Below are 16307 nucleotides of genomic sequence, written 5' to 3' on the forward strand. Positions count from 1 at the left end.
CGGTCAGGGCCGCAGCGTGGCGACATCGCGGCCATTGGCTGACACGCTCCGTCATCTGAACTTGAAAGCACGCGTCGCCCGCATCAGCCGGAATGCCTGCTCGGCAGCGTTCGCCAGCAGCGTGTCGGCGTCACGGATCGCGTCTTCGAGGGAACACGGTCGGCACAGAATGCTGAAGAAGGCATCGATGCCGATGTCGTGGGTCGCCTCTGCACCTGCTCCGATCGTTCCGGCCAAGGCGATGACGGGCAGATTGTGACGTTTCGCGCGCCGGGCAATCTCGGCTGGTATCTTTCCAAAGCTCGTCTGACCATCCAGGCCACCCTCGGCTGTCATGACGATGTCGGCGTTTGACAGCCGATGATCGAGATCCATATACCGCAGGATCAGGTCGAAGCGCGGATGCAGCCGGGCTCCAGCAAAGGCGTGAAGTCCGGCGCCGAGTCCCCCGGAAGCTCCTCCGCCGACAAGCGGCGTCACGTCGACGCCGAGGTCGCGGCGAACGACGTGAGCGACATTTTCCATGCCCTGCTCGAGCAAAACCACCTGATCAGGTGTTGCACCCTTTTGCGGGCCGAACACCCGAGCGACGCCTCTCTCGCCGAGCAGCATGTTGTAGGGATTTACCGCGACGTCGACACGAACATTCGAAAGGCGATGATCACGACTGGAAAGATCGACACGAGCTAGCGATGAGAGGGCCGAGCCGCTCCCCGAAATGGGACGGCCGCCGCCATCGAGCAGACGCACGCCTAATGCTTGGGCCATGCCGGTTCCTGCATCGTTGACACCCGAGTCACCGCAGCCGATCAGAATTCTTTCCGCGCCAAGATCGAGCGCAAAACGAATCAACTCACCAACCCCATAACTTGTAGTGCGGGTCGGGTCACGCATGTCAGTGGGGACGAGCCGGAGCCCGGCAGCCGCCGCGATTTCCAGAACTGCAGTCCGTTTCTTTCTTCGCCCGAGAAAACCGACATTGGCCGCCACGGGTTGTCCCACCGGTCCCGTCACTGTGACGGAATGCAGCTCGCCATCAGACAATTCAACAAGGGTCCGCGTAAAATCCTCGCCGCCATCCACCATTGGAAGGCCCAGGATCTTTGCTGTCGGAACGGCATTGCGAACGCCGCGCGCCAATGCAGCGATGACATCACGAACGCCGAGGCTCTCCTTAAAGCCGGAGGGTGCGACCAATACTCGAAGCCGTCTTCGTTTCGTCAATCCTTTCTTTTTCGACATTCTACGGCTCTCCAACAAGTTGCAGATGGAGCGTGTTGAGCAGGGCTCCGGTGGCTGGCCACACGGTGACCGCGAACACGACGATGAGGATGAACTGCATCGGCAGCAGGATTGAGCTGAGCAAGGCGAGGTCTTTCGGGCCGTAGCCTTCCTCGTCGACTCCCGCGAAAAGCGCCACCGGTTTCGCGCAGATCGCGAGGGTTTGGCAAAAGCCGGTCGCCGAGACGAGGACAAACATTGCCAGGAGAGGGTCGAGCCGCGCTGTCGATGCGAGCATCAGCGCCGGGGGCAGCAGCACCGAGACACGCGCCGTGCGACTGTGGATCACGAGATGACTGAAAAGCCCAAGCAAGGCTAATAAGGAGATAAGCGCCAACGGACCCAAGCCGGTGCCGCGCAGCGGATCGACAGTCGTCTCGATCAACCACCGATTGAGGCCTGATGCCGTCAGGCCGTCTGCCAAGCAGATCGTCGCCGCCAGAAACAAGAGCAGCTTCCACTCCGCACTCTTGATTGCATCGCCAAACGCCACGGAGCCTACTCTAGGAAGTGTGGCCAAGAGAGCGCCGCCAAGAGCGACAACGGTGGCATCAAGTCCGTGGACAGGTTCGGTCAGCCACGCGGTGACAACCCCGCCGGCGATCCAGAGTATCGGCTGCCGTGCCAATCCGGCACCGCCACTAGTCACCGTCGTTGGCTGCAAAAGGGTCATCCGCCGTTCGACCGGCGACAGGAAAAGCCGGAGCAGGCATTCGACCGAAAGGAAGGTGCTTACGGCCGCAAACGGCAGGCCGAAAGCGATCCATTCCAGATAGCTTACTTTCACACCCGAGAGGCGGCCGACCATTTCGATCGCCAGCAGATGGGCACCGGCGCCGACGGGCGATGCAATGGCCGAGAGCAGGATAACAGTGGGGAACAGCAGCGCGAAGGCCCTTCGCAACCGGGCGCTTCCACAGCGTCCCGCGATCGCCTGAAAGGCGGGGATCATCAAAGCTGCGCGACCTGAGGTCGACGGAATGACGAAGGCTGTGGCGATCATGACGGCCGTCAAGGAATAGGCGATTGCGCGAACCGATCGCATGCGCCCCGTCACGAGGCCGAGAACGCGATCTGCGACCCCACTCGCCTTGAAGGTGGCCGCCAACATGAAGGAGGCAAGCAATAGCCAGATCAACTCATCGCCGAGCGCATGAAACAGCGCGCCTGGATCACGGTTGACCAGCAGCGCCATTGCCAGCCCGGCGGCGATCGCAACGAAGGTGTCGTCGAACGGCGTCAGGGTCCACCCGATGATCGCGACAAGCAGGATCTCGAGCGCGCGCCGGGCGTCGGACGGGAGCGCGGAGAGGCCGAATTCAATGATGGCCACACACAGGGATACACAGGTTCCGATCAGTGCGGCTCGCCATATCGGCCAGAGCACCGGCGGTGTCCTTTCCCGAAGGGTGGCGTCACTGTCGGTCCGAAAATCTACTTGTGCCAACCGAAACCTCGTCTAGTTCGTCGCCAACGTGGCGATGAGGGCGTCGCACACCCTCCGCTCGAACTTAGGAGGTTCCGATTAGACGCTTGCGAGGGCTCCGGTTAGAATTTGGTGAGAGGCATTATCCGATCGCCGGCAGGATTACCGCATGACCGTTCGAGGCCGCATCTTCCTATTTCAAATCGTCATTCTCGCCCTTGTCGGACTGATTTCAGGACTGGCATTCGCAACACTCCAGCTGACAGAGGAATTCGTCCGCCGAATCGACAGCGTCCACGGGCGGTTCGAGGCGCTCGCCGAACTCAATGGGCAAGCCAACAATTACACCGAGCAACTCGCTGAAGTCTTGCTGCTTGGGCCCGAGCAAATGCCGGATTTCGAAGCGGCGCGAGAAGCAGTGAAATCCGGATTCTACAAGCTGGAGGGCGCCACTCGCGAGGAACTCGGTGCTCTCGGATATTGGAGCGATAGACGCCAGGAGGAGGCCGAACTCAGATTCGTCGGTCGCGTCAAGGCGCTGTTTGAGGCGATCGATCGGGCCGCCCAGCGACTGTTCAGCCAGCGAACAAAGGGGGATCCAAAGGGCATCGTAGACGCCTTCCGCAACGATGTGGAGCACCGATTAGAGAACGATCTTGAAGAAATGATTGAAGCCGCTTTGCACGATGAGCGCAGGGAGGTTGGAGAGGAACTCGCCGGCGTCCGTGGCGCACAATGGCGGCTGCTGCTGCTGACCGGCGGCTTCGCTGCGTTGCTCATGCTGGGCAGTCTGGGGTTCGGCCTGGTCCTGCGACGATCAATCGCCACACCTGTGCGTGAACTGAACGAAAGCGCCAAAGCCATCGCTGCAGGCAAGCTCGACCATCGCGTTTCCGCGACCGGACGCGACGAGTTCGCTTCCCTCTCGCGAAGTTTCAACAGCATGGCCGAGGCTCTCGAGATCGAACGTGCTGCTCTGATTTCGGTACAGGACCGCTTGGAGGCGGAGGTTCAGTTGCGCACCCGTGAACTGCGGAAAGCCAATGAGCAACTGAGAGCGATCGATAGCCGACGCACACAATTTTTTGCGGAGGCAAGCCACGAACTCCGCACGCCGTTGACGATTCTCCGCGGAGAGGCCGACGTTGCCCTCCGCGGCCAACCGCGTGTTCGATCTTACCGCGAAGCTCTGAGCCGAATCCGCAATTGCGCTGAAGATATGGCTCGCAACCTGGGGGACCTTCTGGCATTCGCCCGCTCCGAAGCTGAAAATTTCAGGTTCTCCTTGCGCAACATCGATACCGGTGAGGTTGTGAAGGCGGCCGTTCAGGAGGCTTCCGTACTCGCAGGTCCCAAGCAGATATCCGTTGACCTGTCGCTCAACCCAGACCATTGCCTCATTCGGGGTGACGCCCAGCGCCTAAAGCAAGCGCTGCTGATCGGCTTCGACAACGCCATAAAGTACTCAAAGCCGTATCAGACAATAGCAGTCGAGATGGCTGAGCGTCATGGAATGCTTGAGATCGCCATCCGCGACAACGGTTCAGGGATCGATGCCAACGATCTCCCGTTCGTGTTTGACCGATATTATCGCGGGCGTGTCGGCGGGAGGTCCGCAGCCGACGGCCTTGGTGTTGGCCTCGCGATCGCCAAGGAGATTATAGACGGGCACAATGGCACAATCGGCCTTGAAGGAATTGAGCCTTCGGGAACCCTCCTCAGAATCAGACTGCCGCTGGTACATCGCACCCATGATTCGAATCCTGATCGTTGAAGACGACCGGCGTGTCTCCGACTTTCTCCGCCGGGGGTTGGAGGCCGAAGGCTTCCACGTGAGTGTCGCGGAGGACGGTCGCGAGGGACTAGCCATTATTCGTACGGATCCATTCGATCTCGTGATCCTGGACCGTCTGCTTCCCTACCTGGACGGCCTTGAGCTGTGCCGGATCGTGCGATTGGAGCAGTGGCCGGTTCTCATCCTGATGCTGACCGCGAAGGAGACAATTCAGGATCGCGTAGATGGGCTCAAGGGCGGTGCCGACGATTACCTGACGAAACCGTTTGCGTTTGATGAACTGGTGGCCAGGATTGACGCGCTGCGCCGACGCCGTCAGGGTGCAGTGGATCGACAATTGCTTCGAGTGAGCCGCCTCAATCTCGACACGAGCGCTCGTCGTTTTGCGGACGGCGACCGGGAAATCAGCCTTACCCGACGTGAATTCGACCTTCTGCATTTTCTCATGCTCAACGCGGGGAAAGTGGTTAGCCGCGAGCGCATCCTCAACAATGTCTGGTCATACAGCTTCGAACCCGGGACGAAGATCGTGGAGGTATACATTCGCTATCTGCGTGCGAAGCTCGGGCCGGATGCATCGGCCAGCATTCAGACAGTTCGTGGGATCGGCTACATGCTGGTCGAGCGGAAGCCATAGAAGGTAGAGCGAAACTCTTTATCGCACCGTTCTCGCCACTCGCTGGAAACCTCCCCTTTCCGCAACGCCGCTTCCACCGCTTGTTTCCGAATAGGTGTTCATCGGCTCCCTTCCATGCTGCCGGCGCGCGCCGTCCACCCGCCGTGGGCATTGCCCCGCCGCGGTTCCCCTTTCCACCCGCCGCGGTTCCCCTTTCCATTTGTGTTCGGGCTTGGGCGGCGACACCGATTTTGGCGGCCGTTAACCGCTTTCGTAATTCACGGCCTCTACCCCCAGGCCTGCAGCCACCCAGTCGGGGAAGCCGCCTTCGAACCGGCGCGGGGCCCAGCCTCGTGCCCTGAGGATTGCCAAGGCGTCGGGCGAAAGAACGCACTGGACTCCACGACAATAGGCGACACGGGTGAAACAAGAGATGCCAAAATGTTGGAGTTCGTTGTTCGTGCGGCCGTCGTTGGAATCGGCGCGACAGCCCTGATGGACCTCTGCGGATGGTTTCTGAAGCGAATGTTCGCGATTCCACCGCTTGATTACGCCTGGGTCGGCCGCTGGATCGGGCACTTTCCACATGGACGTTTTGCACATGCGAATATCGCACAAGCTGCCCGCGTTCGCGGCGAAACCGCCATTGGATACCGCCATTGGATGGAGTGCGCATTACGCGACCGGCATCGTATTTGCCGCAGCGCTGATTGGAGTGTGGGGCCTCGACTGGGCACGGCACCCGACAGTGCTTCCGGCCCTGTTGGTCGGCGTCTGCACCATCGTCGCCCGTTCTTCGTGATGCAACCGGCTTTTGGGATCGGCATCGCGGCTTCGAAAGTTCCCAACCCGCGCACTGCGCGCCTGCGCAGCCTTATGGCCCATCTGTCTTTCGGGGTTGGGCTGTACGTTGCAGCATCGCTTTCGGCATTGCTACTTCCGGCCTGATGGGCCGCCCGCTTGCACCTCGCGCCGCCTTCCGCTATAGAGCCGCCACCCGCGTAGACACCCTTGGAGGCAACGCGGCGGAAGGCCGCCTTCCCGCATGATCACGAAAAGTGGATTCCGGTTTTCGGACCAGGTCATGCGTTAGCTATGTCGGCTTTCGACGTTTACGGCCCCGGCACGTTGCCGGCCGCGAACGCTCCAGAACAACGCGAAAGGAAATGCCATGAGCCACGATACTTACGAGCTCAAGGCCGAAGCGCGCGAACAGGTCGGTAAGGGGTCCGCCCGTGCAGTTCGCCGCAACGGTAAAGTGCCTGCAGTGATTTACGGCGACAAGCAGCCTCCCCTGGCGATTGCGCTGACCTACAAGGACATCTACTACAAGATCCATGGCGGCGGGTTTCTGACCACGGTCGCCACGATCGATGTCGACGGCAACAAGATCCAGGTTCTGCCCAAGGATTTTCAGCTCGACCCGGTCAAGGATTTCCCTGTCCATGTCGATTTCCTGCGCATCGGCAAGGATACCGAAGTCAACGTCGATGTGCCCGTGCACTTCATCAATGAAGACAAGTCGCCCGGCATCAAACGCGGCGGCGTGCTCAACATCGTGCGCCACGAGGTCGAGTTCCACTGCCCGGCCAATGCGATCCCGGATTTCATCACCGTCGATCTCACCGGTACCGATATCGGCGATTCGATCCACATTTCGGCCGTCACCTTGCCGGCCGGCGTCAAGCCGGTGATCTCCGACCGCGACTTCACCATCGCGACCATTGCCGGCTCCTCGGCGATGAAGCCGGAGGCTGCGGAAGAGACGACTGAAGCGGCTGCGCCCGAAGCGGCTCCTGCCGCCGAAGAGAAGTAACCCCTTCCCGCCCGGAGGCGACGATGCTTGTCTTTGCAGGCCTCGGCAATCCGGGCGCGAAATACGCCAACAACCGGCACAATGTCGGCTTCATGGCGGCGGACGCGATCGCCCGCCGCCATTCCTTTTCGCCTTGGTCGAAGAAATTCCAGGGTCTGATTGCCGAAGGCACGCTTGCCGGCGAAAAGGTGATCCTGATCAAGCCGCAGACCTTCATGAACCTGTCCGGCCAGGCGGTCGGCGAAGCCTTGCGCTTCTACAAGCTCGGCCCTTCGGCGCTGACTGTCTTTTATGACGAGATCGACCTTGCCGCCGGCAAGGTGCGGGTCAAGGTCGGTGGCGGTTCCGGCGGCCACAACGGCATCCGCTCCCTCGACCAGCACGTCGGCAAGGATTTTCGCCGTGTGCGCATCGGCGTCGGCCATCCCGGCGTCAAGGAAATGGTGCACGGCCATGTGCTTGGCGATTTCGCCAAGGGCGACCGCGAATGGCTGGACGTGCTGCTCGACGCAATCGCCGATGGTGCCGGATTGCTTGCCAAGGGCGACGACAATTCGTTCATGAACCGCGTGACGCTGGCGCTGCGCGACAAGCTCACGCCGACGGACGACGACGATCGCCAACCGCCCAAGGCGCCAAAGGCGCAAAGCCACGTCCGCCAGGCGCGGCCGCAGCAGCCGGCGGCCAAGCTGCCCGAAACCGGCCCGATGGCGGCCATGCTGAAGAAGCTTTTTGGCGGCAAGGACTGAGCCATGGATCTGGATGACATCCGTCTCATCAGACAGAAGTATGTTGATTATTTCGTCACCGCTGCCGGCGAACTTGCTCGCAACAGCCAAGGATCGCATGCGACCGAAATCAAGTTTTCGAACGTCGATTCCTTCTATCGAAATTTCATCGCGGTTGATTTCGTCAGTAATGACGGACAGCCAAATCCGCAATTCATCAACAGCGATTCCTATGTGAAATTCTCTCCGGATATTCACGCCGGGATGGGTGGAATGGATGTCCTCATCTCACCTTTCAGGTGGGATGAGGTTCATTTTAAATTCCCTATAAATGAGCTCGACGGCGATCTCTTCGACGAATGGTTTCGCGGCTGGTTTGATATCGATAGCGAGCGTGAAACATCGGAGACCGTCGGAAACGTCATTCACAGTGCGCAATTGCTCGAGGGGCAACTGACCATCGATTTCGGAACCGCTGAGGTCGACGCGTTCTGGCATCTTCTGCAAATACTGAGCAGGTCCGGCGTTCGTTCGTTGGCGATAGGCACCGATGACATCGCGCAGCGTCTGAATTGAATTGCGCCTTGACGATCATCGGCGCTTTCGCCCATAGCCCTGATCAAATTTCGATTTCCCGATAGGACCAGACAAAAATGGGTTTCAAATGCGGCATCGTTGGCTTGCCCAATGTCGGCAAGTCGACGCTCTTCAATGCGTTGACCAGGACGGCGGCGGCGCAGGCCGCCAATTATCCGTTCTGCACCATCGAACCGAATACCGGCGAGGTGGCGGTGCCCGATCCGCGCCTGCAGAAGATCGCCGCGATCGGCAAGTCGAAGGAGATCATCCCGACCCGCATCTCGTTCGTCGACATTGCCGGCCTGGTGCGTGGCGCCTCCAAAGGCGAAGGGCTTGGCAACCAATTCCTCGCCAACATCCGTGAGGTCGACGCCATCGTCCATGTGCTGCGCTGCTTCGAGGATGACGACGTCACCCATGTCGAGGGCCGCATCGATCCTGTCGCTGATGCCGAGACCGTCGAAACCGAATTGATGCTTGCCGACCTCGACAGCCTTGAGCGCCGCATCGTGCAGATCCGCAAGCGTGCCGCCGGCAAGGACAAGGAAGCAGCGACCGCACTTCCGATGATGGAAGCGGCGCTTGAACTGCTGCAGGCCGGCAAGCCCGCCCGCATCCTGCTCAACGGCATCTCGGCTGAGGATTTACGCATCCTGCAGGGGCTGAATCTCTTGACCTCACACCCGGTGCTTTACGTCTGCAACGTCGCGGAAGCCGATGCCGCCACCGGCAACGCGCATACCAAGGCGGTCGAGAAGATGGCCGCCGCGCAAGGTGCCCGCACCGTTGTGATTTCCGCGGCGATCGAGGCCGAGGTCGCCCAGCTCTCGGACGAAGAGGAAATGGAATTCCTGGCAACGCTCGGTCTGGACGAACCCGGCCTGAACAAGGTCATCCGCGCCGGCTACGAGCTGCTCCAGCTCATCACCTACTTTACCGTTGGCCCCAAGGAGACACGCGCCTGGACCGTGCACAAGGGCGCCAAGGCGCCGCAGGCGGCAGGCGTCATCCACACCGATTTCGAGCGCGGCTTCATCCGCGCCCAGACCATCGCCTATGAGGACTTCGTCAGGCTGGGCGGCGAAGTCGCGGCCAAGGAGGCCGGCAAGGCGCGCGACGAAGGCAAGGAGTATGTCGTCCAGGACGGCGACATCATGCTGTTCAAGTTCAACACCTGAACCTGCGAGGGAGCCCAATGGTCACCATTGCCGTCGCTCGATGACAACTTCAAAGCAGGGTGTCGCAGTGCCTCTTGCGCTGCTTGACGGGCCAACGTGCGGGGTCTAAGGGGCCTCTGCACCGGCCTCGCGCCTCGCCTGCCCGTGTCCGTGCGATGTGACTGACGCGCCCCCTCCAAACGAACGCTCTTTGGCAACAGCAAGGGAGACCCCGGCGATGATCAAGGCCTTCGTCGTCGACAATGATCGCCTGCGCCTGGTCGACGATCTCGTGCAAAACAGCGACACTGTCGTCTGGGTCGACCTCTTCAACCCGACAAAGGAAGAAGAGACGACAATCGAGACCTGGCTCGGAATCGCCGTTCCGACCCGCGAAGAGATGGAAGAGATCGAGATCTCGAGCCGTCTCTACGTCGAGGACGGCGCCTACTTCATGACCGCCATTCTGCCTGCGCAGACCGAGGTGAACGATCCCTTGATGTCGCCGGTCACCTTCGTGCTCGCCGGAAGCAGGCTGATCACCGTGCGTTACCACGAGCCGAAGGCGTTCAAGACCTTTCCGCTGCGCGCCGAGAAGGTGGCGACCGGCTGCACCAGCGGCGACACCATCCTGATCGGACTGCTGGAGGCGATCGTCGACCGCCTCGCCGACATTCTGGAGCGCGCCGGCCGCGACGTCGAGGCGATCTCGCGCGACATCTTCGAGGCACGCTCGACCAAGGTTTCCAAGCGCAACCGCGACTTCCAGGAGCTGTTGAAAGGCATTGGCCGCAAGGAAGACCTCGCCTCCTCGATCCGCGACAGCCTAATCTCGCTGCAGCGCCTTGCCGGCTTTCTCGCCCATGCCTCCACCCAAAGCAGGATGAGCAAGGATACCCGCGCTCGCATCAAGACCTTGTCGCGCGACGTGCTGTCGCTCGCCGACCACGCCACGTTCCTGTCGCAGAAGATCAGCTTCCTGCTCGACGCGACGCTCGGCATGATCTCGATCGAGCAGAACGCCATCATCAAGATCTTCTCCGTCGCCGCTGTCATCTTCCTGCCGCCGACGCTTGTCGCTTCGATCTACGGCATGAATTTCGACATCATCCCTGAGCTCAAATGGCACTTTGGCTATCCCTTCGCCATCGGCATGATGGTGCTTTCGGCAATCCTGCCCTTCTGGTATTTCCGCCGCCGCGGCTGGCTATAAGGTCGTCAATACCGCGCTGCGGCTTGGGCGCAGCGGGGTGGCGCAATAGAAATTGCTTGACCAGATGCCGCCCTGCCTGCATCCGGGACCCGGACCCGTAGCGATCGTACAATCCTGAACAGGATTTCCAGACCATGACCGCAAAGACCTGGGCTTATGAGGATTTTGTCGAGGGCGCTTCGCTCGACCTCGGCACCAAGCTGGTAAGCGCCGCCGAAATCATAGAATTCGCCAACGAGTTCGATGCCCAGCCGATGCATCTCGACGAGGCCGCGGGCAAGGCCAGCATCCTCGGCGGGCTGGCGGCTTCAGGCTGGCACACCTGCGCCATGTTCATGCGCATGCTGTGCGATGCCTTCCTGCTCGACTCGACCTCCCAGGGCGCGCCGGGCGTCGACCAGGTCAAATGGAAACGGCCGGTCCTGGCCGGCGACCTGTTGACCGGCAGCACCACCGTCCTTGCCAAGCGACTGTCCAGATCGAAACCCCGCCTTGGCCTGGTGACCATGCGCAGCGAGTTGTTCAACCAGCGCGGCGAAGGTGTTTTCGAGCTCGAAAACACCGTCATGTTCCTCACCCGCGAGGGCAGTGCGTGAGCCTCGACGAATTCTTCTGCATCGGTATCACCGTCACGCTCGGTTCACATCGATTCGAACCGGAGGCGATCAAGGCGTTCGCCCGCAAATACGACCCGCAGATATTCCATATCGACGAAGAGGCGGCGAGGAACAGCATATTCGGCGGGCTCTGCGCCTCGGGCTGGCACACCGCCGCCACCTGGATGAAATTGAACCTCCAGGCTGGCATAGAGGCAGAGGTCGCCCGCTGGCCCGGTCCCGGGCCGGTGCCGAAATTCGGCCCCTCGCCCGGCTTCAAGAACCTCAAATGGCCCAAACCTGTCTATGCCGGGGAAACCGTGACTTTCACCCGCACCGCGCTGGCCCATCGCCCTATCGCCTCGCGACCGGGCTGGCGGCTGCTGACGCTCCGCTCGGAGGCCTTCGATTCGACCGGCGACAAGGTCATCGAATTCGAAAGTGCCGTGCTGGTGAAGGTGGAGTGAGCGGAGTTCTTCCCTACTCCACAAGAAGGGGAGAAGGAAGAAACGCTCAATGCCCCTCAAACCCGATCAGCGTCCTCACCGGTACGCCGAGCGCCTCTAACCTCTCGCGGCCGCCAAGGTCCGGCAGGTCGATGACGAAGCAGGCGGCGAGGATGTCGGCGCCGATCTGCCGCAATAGCTTGACGGCCGCCTCGGCCGTGCCGCCGGTGGCGATCAAATCGTCGACGAGGATTACCTTCTCGCCTGGAGAAACACCGTCTTTGTGCATCTCCATCTCGTCCAGCCCGTATTCCAGGCTGTAGGCGACGCGCACCGTCTCGGAAGGCAACTTGCCCTTCTTGCGGATCGGCACGAAGCCGGCCGAGAGCTGGTGGGCGATGGCGCCGCCGAGGATGAAGCCGCGCGCCTCGATGCCGGCGATCTTGTCGATCTTGAGGCCGGCATAGGGATGCACCAGTTCGTCGATGGCGCGGCGGAAGGCCCGCGCATTGCCGAGCAGCGTGGTGATGTCGCGAAACAGGATGCCCGGCTTGGGATAATCCGGAATGGTGCGGATCGCGGCAAGCAGCGTCTCTTCGAGCGAGGATTTCATCAAGCGGCTCTCCGGGCCTTTCAGATTCGGCTGAAGACGTGAAGGGAATGGGCCAATCGTAACCCGGTGCAGCTAAGTCCGGCTACCGCCATGTGACGCCTGACGGAAAATTGTCCGGCAAAGGGGCCACTCTGCGCCGGCAGCGATGAATCGACATGCCTGCAATGAGAAGGGCGTCTTTCGACGCCCTCGCATTCTCGTAGATCGCAGGGCTCAGTGCGCCACGCCGGCCCACACCTTGCGCTTGGTCAGGTAGACCAGTGCGCCGAACAGCAGCAGGAAGACCAGCACGCGAAAGCCGGTCTTCTTGCGATCTTCGAGGTGTGGCTCGGCCGCCCACATCAGGAAGGCCGACACGTCACGCGAATACTGGTCGACCGTCTGCGGCGCGCCGTCATCATAGGTAACCTGGCCGTCGGAGAGCGGCTTCGGCATCTTCAGCGACACGCCGGACAGGAAGTACGGATTGTAGTACGTGCCTTCTGGTATGACCATGCCCGCCGGCGGCTGCTGATCGTAGCCGGTCAGCAGCGAGTGGATGTAGTCGGGGCCGCCCTGGGCATACTGGGTAAAGATATCGAAGACGAAGCGCGGGAAGCCGCGTTCAACCCCGCGCGCCTTTGCCAGCAGCGACATGTCGGGCGGTGCTGCGCCGCCATTTGCCGCTGCCGCCGCTTCCACATTGGGGAACGGCGCCGGGAAATGGTCGGACGGCTTGCCGGGACGATCGAACATGTCGCCGGCATCGTTCGGTCCGTCATGGATCGTATATTCGGCCGCCAGCGTCTTGATCTGCGCATCCGAATAGCCAAGGCCCTCCAGTGTACGGAACGCCACCAAATTCATCGAATGGCAGGCCGAGCAGACTTCCTTGTAGACCTTCAGCCCGCGCTGCAGCTGGGCCTTGTCGTAGGTGCCGAATGGCCCGGCGAAGCTCCAATCCATTTCGTTCGGTTCGTGTATCGGGAAATGCGTCGGCGCCGCCTCATTGTGCGCCTCTTCCTGGGCGCTGGCTCCAGTGCTTGCGGCACCCATGCCCGCGGCCAAAAGGCCAAGCAGCGCCAGCGAGGAGAGAATCTTCTTCATGCCAAATCCCCTTGAGATTCTCTGACGCGCCGTCACCGTCTCGAGCATGACCTTGTCCGAGTACCGGTTTCCACTTTTCGGAATCATGCTCAGCCCTTGGTTTCCGGCGCGGTCGTGGCGCCGGCAGGATGTCCACCGCCGCCCTTGTTCTTCTCGAGCACCGCCTCGGTGATCGAGTTCGGCAGCCGCCGCGGCTTTTCGATCAGCCCGAGCACCGGCAGCGCTACCAGGAAGAAGGCGAAGTAGAACAGCGTCGCCATCTGCGCCATGAATACATAGCTGCCCTCGGCCGGCTGCGAGCCCAGCCAGCCGAGCAGGATGGCGTCGGCCACGAACAGCCAGAAGAACAGCTTGTACCAGGGCCGGTAGACTGCCGAGCGCACCTTCGAGGTGTCGAGCCACGGCACCAGGAACAGCATGACAATCGCGCCGAACATGCAGAGCACGCCGCCGAGCTTGGAGTTGATGGGCCCGATATTGAAGGTGATAGCGCGCAGGATCGCGTAGAACGGCAGGAAGTACCATTCCGGCACAATGTGGGCCGGCGTCTTCAGGGGGTTGGCAACGGTGTAATTGTCCGGATGGCCGAGATAGTTCGGCAGATAAAAGACGAAATAGGCGAAGACGAACAGGAACACGATCATGCCGAACCCGTCCTTTATGGTCGCGTAAGGCGTGAAGGCGAGCGTGTCGGTCTTCGATTTGACCTCGATGCCGGTCGGATTGTTCTGGCCGACGACGTGAAGCGCCCAGATATGCAGCACGACAACGCCGGCAATCATGAACGGCAACAGGTAATGCAGCGCAAAGAAGCGGTTCAGCGTCGGATTGTCGACCGCGAAGCCGCCGAGCAAAAGCTGCTGGATCCAGTCGCCGACCAGAGGTATGGCGGTGAAGAAACCGGTGATGACGGTGGCGCCCCAGAAGCTCATCTGGCCCCAGGGTAGCACGTAGCCCATGAATCCGGTCGCCATCATCAGCAGGTAGATGATACAGCCGAGGATCCACAGCAGCTCGCGCGGCGCCTTGTAGGAGCCGTAGTAGAGCCCGCGGAAGATATGGATGTAGACGGCGACGAAGAAGAACGACGCGCCGTTCGAATGCAGGTAGCGCAGCAGCCAGCCCGAATTCACGTCGCGCATGATCTTTTCGACCGAATCGAAGGCGAGAGTGCTGTCGGCCGCATAGTGCATGGCCAGCACGATACCGGTCAGGATCTGCGCCGCCAACATAAGCGCAAGGATGCCGCCGAAGGTCCAGGCATAGTTCAGGTTGCGCGGCACCGGATAGGCGATGAAGCTGTCATAGACCAGCCGCGGGAGCGGCATGCGGGAATCGAACCAGCGTCCGATACCGGTCTTGGGCGTATAGGTCGAGTGTCCCTCGCTCATCGAAATATCCCTTGCCTCAGCCGATACGGATCTTGGTGTCGGAAACGAATTGAAACACCGGCACCGCCATGTTCTCCGGCGCCGGCCCCTTTCGGATGCGGCCGGCCGTATCGTATTGCGAACCGTGGCATGGGCAGAACCAGCCGCCGAAATCGCCTTCCTGGCCGAGCGGGATGCAGCCGAGATGGGTGCAGACCTGGACCATCACCATCCAGGCTTCCTTGCCCGGCGTGGTCCGGTTGGCGTCGGTTGCCGGCGCGTCGGCCGGCAGGTTGGCATTGCGGGCAATTGGATCCTTGAGTTCGGCGAGATTGACCGCCTCGGCGTCCTTCATCTCTTTTTCGGTGCGGTTGCGCACGACAACCGGCTTGCCGCGCCACTTCACGACGAGCGACATTCCCGGCGTCAGCGAGGAGACGTCGACCTCGACCGAGGCGAGCGCCAGCGTCGAGGCATCCGGGCGCATCTGGTCGATGAATGGCCAGGCAACGGCGCCCGCGCCGACCACTGCGGCCATGCCGGTGGCGACGTAGAGAAAATCACGACGGTTGGGATCCTGGGTGTCGGTTGCGCTCACGGGTGCCTGATCCTTTCGCCTCTTCCGTGCCGGCGGCCGAGCCTTGTTCCCCGCTCAATCGCGCCGGCCCGACAGCGCATGGCGAACAGGCTAGCGAATTCCTCCGGCATTTGGGACTTGGGTTTATGCGTGAAGCCTGTTTTTGTCCAGACGGGTGAAGGCACAAGGGCAGATTGTCGCGGGGGCGTAATTCGCACGGCGGAACGATTGGAAAACAGCAGCAAAACCAAATGGCTGCGTTCGCCTCGACAGCTGGCGCTGGCCCGGTTTATCCTCGGCCTATGGCGCATGTCATAGACCGCGGCAAATGGGCCGAAGCGCCCGACCGCTGGCCCGACCACTGGCAGGGCGAGCTGCAAGGCGGAGCTTACGGCTCCCGCAGCTGCCTGATCTTCAACTACCTGCCCGAGATCGGCGGCGGCCCCAGGCTGCACAGCCATCCCTATTGCGAGATTTTTATCATCCGGACCGGCACCGGCCTGTTCACCGTCGGCGACCGGCAGATCGAGGCCACCGCCGGCCAGATCCTGGTCGTACCGCCGAACACGCCGCACAAATTCACCAATCTCGGGCCAGGCCCGCTGGAAACCACCGACATACACGAGAACGGCAGCTTCATCACCGAGTGGCTGGAATAACGCTTCTCAAACCAGTTCCGGTTCGGATCATGCGCTGGCGCCGAGCCTGGCCAGCACGGCCTTGGGAATGTTGTATTCCCGGATCACCGCGTCGTGCTTGCGCAGGCCGCAGAGTTCGCGCTGGATGAAATACCCGTGCACCGCTTCGGCTGCATCCCTGAGCAGCCGGGCGCGGTCGACATCGTCGCAATTCTCGCGCAGCCTCGTCAATGTTTCCTCGACGCGCCGGCCGGCGCTGCCGAGCGCGGCCGCCTTCTCGCCGAGGATTTCATGGCCAAGCAGGTCCAACGCGCTCTCCTGCGCGCCGGACCGTCCGAAATTCGATGGCATTCTCACCGCCATGGTCTAC

At 61.3% G+C, this 16307-nt stretch carries 18 protein-coding genes; 11 read left to right on the forward strand and 7 right to left on the reverse strand.

The features are described 5' to 3' along the window. Window positions 1–51 precede the first annotated feature (51 nt). Together NKH49_RS21520 and NKH49_RS21525 are read right to left on the reverse strand one after the other, a co-directional pair. Window positions 52–1242, reverse strand: coding sequence for a glycerate kinase family protein (locus NKH49_RS21520; RefSeq protein ID WP_352927747.1), 1191 nt, complete (start codon window positions 1240–1242; stop codon window positions 52–54). Window position 1243: 1 nt separating this feature from the next. Continuing rightward, window positions 1244–2668, reverse strand: a complete 1425-nt coding sequence (locus NKH49_RS21525; protein WP_352469746.1) for an SLC13 family permease — start codon at window positions 2666–2668, stop codon at window positions 1244–1246. A 208-nt stretch (window positions 2669–2876) separates the two neighbouring features. Between NKH49_RS21525 and NKH49_RS21530 the strand changes: the two genes are divergently transcribed. From NKH49_RS21530 to NKH49_RS21575, 10 genes are all read left to right on the forward strand, one after another. Continuing rightward, window positions 2877–4481, forward strand: coding sequence for a sensor histidine kinase (locus NKH49_RS21530; RefSeq protein ID WP_352469745.1), 1605 nt, complete (start codon window positions 2877–2879; stop codon window positions 4479–4481). Next, complete coding sequence (locus tag NKH49_RS21535) at window positions 4459–5139, forward strand: response regulator transcription factor (protein WP_352450507.1); 681 nt, start codon at window positions 4459–4461, stop codon at window positions 5137–5139. The genes NKH49_RS21530 and NKH49_RS21535 overlap by 23 nt, the downstream gene beginning before the upstream one ends. Window positions 5140–5559: 420 nt before the next feature. Beyond that, window positions 5560–6066 carry a DUF2938 family protein gene (locus NKH49_RS21540; RefSeq protein ID WP_352819919.1) on the forward strand — a complete coding sequence of 169 codons (507 nt, stop codon included), beginning with the start codon at window positions 5560–5562 and terminating at the stop codon, window positions 6064–6066. Between the two features lie 223 nt (window positions 6067–6289). Next, window positions 6290–6934, forward strand: coding sequence for a 50S ribosomal protein L25/general stress protein Ctc (locus tag NKH49_RS21545; RefSeq protein ID WP_352469743.1), 645 nt, complete (start codon window positions 6290–6292; stop codon window positions 6932–6934). 23 nt (window positions 6935–6957) lie between these two features. Further along, window positions 6958–7683, forward strand: a complete 726-nt coding sequence (pth, locus tag NKH49_RS21550) for an aminoacyl-tRNA hydrolase (RefSeq protein WP_352927751.1) — start codon at window positions 6958–6960, stop codon at window positions 7681–7683. Between the two features lie 3 nt (window positions 7684–7686). Then, a complete protein-coding gene (locus NKH49_RS21555) occupies window positions 7687–8238 on the forward strand; it encodes a hypothetical protein (protein ID WP_352927754.1) in 552 nt (183 codons plus the stop codon). A gap of 77 nt (window positions 8239–8315) precedes the next feature. Next, window positions 8316–9419 carry a redox-regulated ATPase YchF gene (ychF, locus tag NKH49_RS21560; protein WP_352927757.1) on the forward strand — a complete coding sequence of 368 codons (1104 nt, stop codon included), beginning with the start codon at window positions 8316–8318 and terminating at the stop codon, window positions 9417–9419. A gap of 217 nt (window positions 9420–9636) precedes the next feature. Then, window positions 9637–10611: a magnesium/cobalt transporter CorA gene (corA, locus tag NKH49_RS21565; RefSeq protein WP_352469737.1), complete on the forward strand. Its 975-nt coding sequence runs from the start codon at window positions 9637–9639 to the stop codon at window positions 10609–10611. Between the two features lie 134 nt (window positions 10612–10745). Further along, window positions 10746–11207: a MaoC family dehydratase gene (locus tag NKH49_RS21570; RefSeq protein WP_352770919.1), complete on the forward strand. Its 462-nt coding sequence runs from the start codon at window positions 10746–10748 to the stop codon at window positions 11205–11207. Next, entirely contained in the window at window positions 11204–11674 is a 471-nt protein-coding gene (locus tag NKH49_RS21575; RefSeq protein WP_352469735.1) for a MaoC family dehydratase, read from the forward strand. The genes NKH49_RS21570 and NKH49_RS21575 overlap by 4 nt, the downstream gene beginning before the upstream one ends. Before the next feature lie 46 nt (window positions 11675–11720). On the opposite strand, the gene NKH49_RS21580 is transcribed toward NKH49_RS21575, so the two are convergent. The 4 genes from NKH49_RS21580 to petA form a co-directional block, all read right to left on the reverse strand. After that, window positions 11721–12266 (reverse strand): adenine phosphoribosyltransferase, encoded by a 546-nt coding sequence (locus tag NKH49_RS21580; RefSeq protein WP_352469734.1) that lies wholly within the window; start codon window positions 12264–12266, stop codon window positions 11721–11723. 213 nt (window positions 12267–12479) lie between these two features. Then, window positions 12480–13352, reverse strand: a complete 873-nt coding sequence (locus NKH49_RS21585; RefSeq protein WP_352816037.1) for a cytochrome c1 — start codon at window positions 13350–13352, stop codon at window positions 12480–12482. 89 nt (window positions 13353–13441) lie between these two features. Next, complete coding sequence (locus NKH49_RS21590; protein WP_352541008.1) at window positions 13442–14743, reverse strand: cytochrome b; 1302 nt, start codon at window positions 14741–14743, stop codon at window positions 13442–13444. Window positions 14744–14759: 16 nt separating this feature from the next. Next, window positions 14760–15320, reverse strand: coding sequence for a ubiquinol-cytochrome c reductase iron-sulfur subunit (gene petA, locus NKH49_RS21595; protein ID WP_352541007.1), 561 nt, complete (start codon window positions 15318–15320; stop codon window positions 14760–14762). 281 nt (window positions 15321–15601) lie between these two features. On the opposite strand from petA, the gene NKH49_RS21600 reads away from it, so the two are divergent. Further along, a complete protein-coding gene (locus NKH49_RS21600; protein WP_352927788.1) occupies window positions 15602–15958 on the forward strand; it encodes a cupin domain-containing protein in 357 nt (118 codons plus the stop codon). Between the two features lie 27 nt (window positions 15959–15985). Here the strand turns inward: NKH49_RS21600 and NKH49_RS21605 are convergent, their stop codons facing one another. Beyond that, window positions 15986–16300: a DUF6665 family protein gene (locus NKH49_RS21605; protein ID WP_352927762.1), complete on the reverse strand. Its 315-nt coding sequence runs from the start codon at window positions 16298–16300 to the stop codon at window positions 15986–15988. Window positions 16301–16307: the final 7 nt, after the last annotated feature.

It is taken from the genome of Mesorhizobium sp. M1088 (genome assembly GCF_040318575.1).
Classification (GTDB): domain Bacteria; phylum Pseudomonadota; class Alphaproteobacteria; order Rhizobiales; family Rhizobiaceae; genus Mesorhizobium.

Coding starts and splice junctions, on each gene's coding strand:
- NKH49_RS21520 (WP_352927747.1), bottom strand. CDS start 1,242: ATGTCGAAAAAGAAAGGATTGACGAAACGAAGACGGCTTCGAGTATTG.
- NKH49_RS21530 (WP_352469745.1), top strand. CDS start 2,877: ATGACCGTTCGAGGCCGCATCTTCCTATTTCAAATCGTCATTCTCGCC.
- NKH49_RS21535 (WP_352450507.1), top strand. CDS start 4,459: ATGATTCGAATCCTGATCGTTGAAGACGACCGGCGTGTCTCCGACTTT.
- NKH49_RS21540 (WP_352819919.1), top strand. CDS start 5,560: ATGTTGGAGTTCGTTGTTCGTGCGGCCGTCGTTGGAATCGGCGCGACA.
- NKH49_RS21545 (WP_352469743.1), top strand. CDS start 6,290: ATGAGCCACGATACTTACGAGCTCAAGGCCGAAGCGCGCGAACAGGTC.
- pth (WP_352927751.1), top strand. CDS start 6,958: ATGCTTGTCTTTGCAGGCCTCGGCAATCCGGGCGCGAAATACGCCAAC.
- NKH49_RS21555 (WP_352927754.1), top strand. CDS start 7,687: ATGGATCTGGATGACATCCGTCTCATCAGACAGAAGTATGTTGATTAT.
- ychF (WP_352927757.1), top strand. CDS start 8,316: ATGGGTTTCAAATGCGGCATCGTTGGCTTGCCCAATGTCGGCAAGTCG.
- corA (WP_352469737.1), top strand. CDS start 9,637: ATGATCAAGGCCTTCGTCGTCGACAATGATCGCCTGCGCCTGGTCGAC.
- NKH49_RS21570 (WP_352770919.1), top strand. CDS start 10,746: ATGACCGCAAAGACCTGGGCTTATGAGGATTTTGTCGAGGGCGCTTCG.
- NKH49_RS21580 (WP_352469734.1), bottom strand. CDS start 12,266: ATGAAATCCTCGCTCGAAGAGACGCTGCTTGCCGCGATCCGCACCATT.
- NKH49_RS21585 (WP_352816037.1), bottom strand. CDS start 13,352: ATGAAGAAGATTCTCTCCTCGCTGGCGCTGCTTGGCCTTTTGGCCGCG.
- NKH49_RS21590 (WP_352541008.1), bottom strand. CDS start 14,743: ATGAGCGAGGGACACTCGACCTATACGCCCAAGACCGGTATCGGACGC.
- NKH49_RS21600 (WP_352927788.1), top strand. CDS start 15,602: ATGGCGCATGTCATAGACCGCGGCAAATGGGCCGAAGCGCCCGACCGC.
- NKH49_RS21605 (WP_352927762.1), bottom strand. CDS start 16,300: ATGGCGGTGAGAATGCCATCGAATTTCGGACGGTCCGGCGCGCAGGAG.